Here is a 4,605-nt window from a genome sequence, read left to right as displayed (position 1 = left end):
GCCCACGCCCAGGATGCGCGCGTACGGGGCGCCCTTGCTGGGCTTGATCTTCGACATCGGCATGTTCGGTCGGCTCCTTTGGGCGTCAGGCGTTCGCGTGCTCGGCGATGAGCTCGCGGGCCGCGTCGAGGTCGTCGGGGGTCTTCAGTGCGAGCGTCTTCACGCCCGGCAGCGCCCGCTTGGCCAGACCGGTGAGCGTGCCGCCCGGGCACACCTCGATCAGGGCGGTGGCACCGAGCTCCTTGAAGGTCTCCATGCACAGGTCCCAGCGGACCGGGTTGGCGACCTGACCGACCAGCCGCTCGACGACCTCGGTGCCGCCCGGCACGGCCCGGCCGTCCTTGTTGGACACGTAGGTGACCTTCGGGTCGGCGGGCTCCAGCGCCTTCGCCGCCTCGGCCAGCTTCTCGACCGCGGGGGCCATGTGGTGGGTGTGGAAGGCGCCGGCCACCTTCAGGGGCACGACCTTGCGCACGCCCTCGGGCTTGTCCTCGTTCAGCGCGGCGAGCTGCGCCACGGTGCCGGCGGCCACGATCTGGCCCGCGCCGTTGACGTTGGCCGGGGTGAGCCCCAGCTTCTCCAGGTGCGCGACGGACACCTCCGGGTCGCCGCCGAGCAGCGCCGACATGCCCGTCTCGGTGACCGCGGCGGCCTCGGCCATGGCCAGACCCCGCTTGCGTACCAGCGTCAGCGCGGCGATGTCGTTCAGGACGCCCGCGAAAGCGGCGGCGGTGATCTCACCGACGCTGTGCCCGGCGACGGCATCCGGTGCCACGTCACCGAGTGCCGCGGCCGACAGCAGGCCGGCGGCGACGAGCAGCGGCTGGGCCACCGCGGTGTCGCGGATCGCGTCCGCGTCGGCCTGCGTCCCGTAGTGGACGAGGTCCAGTCCGATGGCGTCCGACCAGGTGGTGACGCGGTCTGCGGCCCCGGGCAGTTCGAGCCAAGGGGTCAGGAAGCCGGGCGTCTGGGCGCCCTGGCCGGGAGCGACGAGTACGAGCACTCTCACACTCTCTCTTGGGGACGGCCGAAGCCGCCCGTGGGGACAGGGACGAAGAACACGAAGGGGTTTTGTGGGGCCCCGACAAAAGCCTAGGCCTGGGGATCTCCATCGGCCAGACGCCCGAGGATCAGTGCGATCCTCAGCGTGAACGCGGATCGTACATCGGAAGGCGACCAGCCGGTGACGTCAGTCACACGTCGGAGCCGGTAGCGGACGGTGTTCGGGTGAACGAAGAGCATCCGGGCGGCGCCCTCCAGGCTGCTCGCCTGCTCCAGATAGACACTCAGGGTCTCCAGGAGCGCGGACCCGGCCTCCTCCAGCGGTCTGTAGATCTCCTCTACCAACTGCTCCCGGGCACTCGGATCACCGGCGATGGCACGCTCCGGCAGCAGATCGTCCGCGAGCACCGGACGTGGCGCGTCCTGCCAGGCGAAGCACGCCTTCAGCCCGGCCGCGGCGGCCTGCGCGGACCGGGTCGCGGCGAGCAGATCGGGCACGACGGGGCCGGCCACGACCGGCCCGGCCGCGAACGGCCCGATCAGCGACTTGGCCACGGCCAGCGGGTTGTCGCTGCCGCCCGCGATCACGACCAGCCGGTCCCCGAGGACCCCGGTGAGCACCTGGAGCTTGGCGTGCCGGGCGGCCCGCCGGATGGCCTCCACGGTCAGCTCGGAATCACCGTCCGGCGCGGTTCCGAGCACCACGCACACGTGCTCGGGGGAGTTCCACCCGAGGGCGGCGGCCCGCGACACGGCGCCCTCGTCGGCCTCCCCGCTGAGCACGGCGTTGACGACGAGCGACTCCAGCCGGGCGTCCCAGGCACCGCGTGCCTCGGCGGCCTGGGCGTAGACCTGGGCGGTGGCGAAGGCGATCTCCCGGGCGTAGACGAGCAGCGCCTCGCGCAGCACGGACTCGTCGCCCGGCGCCGCCACCTCGTCGATGGCGCACTCCATGACCTCGATCGTGGTCCGCACCATCTCCACGGTCTGGCGCAGCGTGATCGCCCGCGTCAGCTCGCGGGGAGCGGTCCCGAACACGTCGGTGGAGATGGCCTGCGGGGCGTCCGGGTGCCGGAACCACTCGGTGAAGGCCGCGATGCCGGCCTGGGCCACCAGCCCGATCCAGGAGCGGTTCTCAGGGGGCATGGCCCGGTACCACGGCAGCGTCTCGTCCATCCGTGCGATCGCCTGGGCGGCCAGGGAACCGGAGGACTTCTCCAGCCGCTTCAGGGTCGCGGCGTGCGGATGGGCGGGGTGCGCTGCGGCGTCGGCGTGACGGGATTCGGGTTCGGGCACGGGGACAAGACTGCCTTATCCGGACTCCAGTGCGTGCCGCCGGGTCTCGGGTGGGCCCCTCGGCGGCCCGCCGGCCGGGGTCTACGGTGGTCTCCGTGACGACGGACGTACGGCGCGCGGCAGAGCGCTACCAGGGCGGCGACCCGGCCGCCGGGATCACCACCCGGCACGCCTTCTCCTTCGGCCCGCACTACGACCCCGACAACCTCCGCTTCGGTGCCCTGATCGCCTGCAACGAGGAGCACCTGGCCCCCGGCGCCGGCTTCGACGAGCACCCGCACAGCCACACCGAGATCGTCACCTGGGTCGTCGAGGGCGAGCTGACCCACCGCGACTCGACGGGCCACGAGGCGGTGATCCGCCCCGGCGACGTCCAGCGCCTCAGCTCGGCGGCGGGCGTCCGGCACGTCGAGCGCAACGACGCCGAGGCTCCCCTGACCTTCGTCCAGATGTGGCTGTCCCCGCTGGAGCCGGGCGGCGACCCGTTCTACGAGATCGTCCACGGCATCGCCGACTCCACCCCGTACGCCCTCCCGGAGGCCTGCGCCATGCTCCACGTACGGCGCCTCGCGGCGGGACAGCGCACGGCGGTCCCGGAGGCGGCATACGTCTACGTCCATGTCGTACGCGGTGAAGTCCGGCTGGATGGGGAGCGGTTGGGGCCCGGGGACGCGGCCCGGATCACGGGCGCGGCCGAGGACCTGGAGGCGGTCGGCGTGACGGACGCGGAGCTGCTGCTGTGGGAGATGGGCGGGACCGGGCGGGGAGACGCTGGCCGACCGTCCGTCACCACCCAGGAGTGAGCCGGACCATGTTCGAGTGCGTGTGCCGGCGGTGCCTCAGCGCAGTTCGGCCAGCACCCCGTCCGTGAACGCCGGCCACGCCTCGGTCGCCCACGGGCCGAAGGCGCGGTCCGTCAACGCCACGCAGGCCGCGCCCGCGTCGGGGTCGACCCACACGAACGTGCCGGACTGGCCGAAGTGGCCGAAGGTGCGCGGGGAGGACGAAGCCCCCGTCCAGTGGGGTGACTTGGAGTCGCGGATCTCGAAGCCGAGGCCCCAGTCGTTGGGGTTCTGGTGGCCGTAGCCCGGCAGGACGCCCTTGGTGCCCGGGTACTGGACCGTCATCGCCTCGGCGACCGTGCGCGGGTCCAGCAGACGCGGCGCCTGGAGCTCCGCGGCGAAGCGGAGCAGGTCCTCGACCGTCGAGACGCCGTCCTTCGCCGGGGAGCCCTCCAGGGTCGTCCGGGTCATGCCCAGCGGTTCCAGGACCGCCTGGTGCAGGTACTCGGCGAAGGGGATGTCCGTCGCCTTGGAGACGTGGTCGCCCAGCTGCTCGAAACCGGCGTTGGAGTACAGCCGCCGCTCCCCGGGCGGGGCCGTCACCCGGTGTTCGTCGAAGGCCAGGCCGGAGGTGTGGGCGAGCAGGTGGCGGACGGTCGCGCCGGGCGGGCCGGCCGGCTCGTCCAGTTCGATCGCGCCCTCCTCGTACGCGACGAGCACCGCGTAGGCCGCCAGCGGCTTGGTGACCGAGGCGAGGGGGAAACGCCGGCCGGCCGGGCCGTGGGTGCCCGCGACCGTGCCGTCCGCGCGGACCACGCCCGCCGCGGCGGTGGGAACCGGCCAGTTCTCGATCGACGCCAGGCTGTTCAACGACATGAGGTCGAGCCTAAGCGCTCAGAGCCACAGCTCCAGCAACGGGTCGGGCTTGGGCCGGAAACCGAGGGAGGTGTAGAGGGGCGCGCCATCGGCAGACGTGGTGAGCTGCACCCGGTCGGCACCGCGCTCGCGGAACCACTCCAGGAGCGTGTCCATGCAGGCGCGGGCGTACCCGCGCCTGCGGGCGCCCGGGTCGGTGGCCACGCTGAAGACGTAGCCGACCGCGCCGATCGGGTTGCGCGCCCGCCCGATCCGGTAGTCGATCGTGCCGGCCACCAGCGCGGCCAGCGCACCCGGCCGCTCCGGGTGGTCCACCACGAACGCCGCGAAGGTTCCGTCCGGCTCGGCCAGCCTCGCACGCAGGGTGGGCAGGGACTCCGCGTGCCAGTCGGTGGAGGTGTCGGCCTCGAACACCGAGTCGATCATCACCTGGCGCAGCCGGAGCACTTCCTCGGCGTCCGAGGGCTCGGCACGTCGTACGAGACTCATGACCCGCACGCTAGCGACCGAGCCCGCGAAGCGTCCTGTCGTTTTTCGCCGCCGTACCGGGCCCGGCTTGCTTCGAGCGCACTCCAACGTCATAGCGTGGAGGCCATGACGGTGATGCAGACCACGGTCCTGGACGCCGGGGACACCGAGGACACCGAGG

5 protein-coding genes are annotated in these 4,605 nt (G+C 72.6%); 1 reads left to right on the top strand and 4 read right to left on the bottom strand.

Annotated features, from left to right (window positions below; translation table 11 throughout):
- Window positions 1–85 precede the first annotated feature (85 nt).
- The gene (locus tag BZY54_RS36280) at window positions 86–1,003 is read right to left on the bottom strand and encodes an ACP S-malonyltransferase (protein WP_086729569.1); all 918 of its coding nucleotides are present in this window, start codon (window positions 1,001–1,003) and stop codon (window positions 86–88) included.
- A gap of 89 nt (window positions 1,004–1,092) precedes the next feature.
- A complete protein-coding gene (gene fasR / locus BZY54_RS36275; protein ID WP_086729568.1) occupies window positions 1,093–2,298 on the bottom strand; it encodes a fatty acid biosynthesis transcriptional regulator FasR in 1,206 nt (401 codons plus the stop codon).
- A gap of 95 nt (window positions 2,299–2,393) precedes the next feature.
- On the opposite strand from fasR, the gene BZY54_RS36270 reads away from it, so the two are divergent.
- The gene (locus tag BZY54_RS36270) at window positions 2,394–3,101 is read left to right on the top strand and encodes a pirin family protein (RefSeq protein ID WP_086729567.1); all 708 of its coding nucleotides are present in this window, start codon (window positions 2,394–2,396) and stop codon (window positions 3,099–3,101) included.
- A 36-nt stretch (window positions 3,102–3,137) separates the two neighbouring features.
- Here the strand turns inward: BZY54_RS36270 and BZY54_RS36265 are convergent, their stop codons facing one another.
- Window positions 3,138–3,956: a serine hydrolase domain-containing protein gene (locus tag BZY54_RS36265; RefSeq protein WP_086729566.1), complete on the bottom strand. Its 819-nt coding sequence runs from the start codon at window positions 3,954–3,956 to the stop codon at window positions 3,138–3,140.
- 18 nt (window positions 3,957–3,974) lie between these two features.
- The gene (locus tag BZY54_RS36260; RefSeq protein WP_086729565.1) at window positions 3,975–4,445 is read right to left on the bottom strand and encodes a GNAT family N-acetyltransferase; all 471 of its coding nucleotides are present in this window, start codon (window positions 4,443–4,445) and stop codon (window positions 3,975–3,977) included.
- Window positions 4,446–4,605: the final 160 nt, after the last annotated feature.

The sequence above is a fragment of the Streptomyces carpinensis genome (assembly GCF_002154505.1).
Lineage (GTDB): Bacteria > Actinomycetota > Actinomycetes > Streptomycetales > Streptomycetaceae > Streptomyces > Streptomyces carpinensis.
Note: the sequence above shows the minus strand (reverse complement) of the source record. Positions and strands in the feature narration are given on the sequence as shown.

Bases quoted from the DNA above. Each gene is read 5' to 3' on its own strand.
- BZY54_RS36260 (WP_086729565.1), bottom strand. From the start codon at position 4,445: ATGAGTCTCGTACGACGTGCCGAGCCCTCGGACGCCGAGGAAGTGCTC.
- BZY54_RS36265 (WP_086729566.1), bottom strand. From the start codon at position 3,956: ATGTCGTTGAACAGCCTGGCGTCGATCGAGAACTGGCCGGTTCCCACC.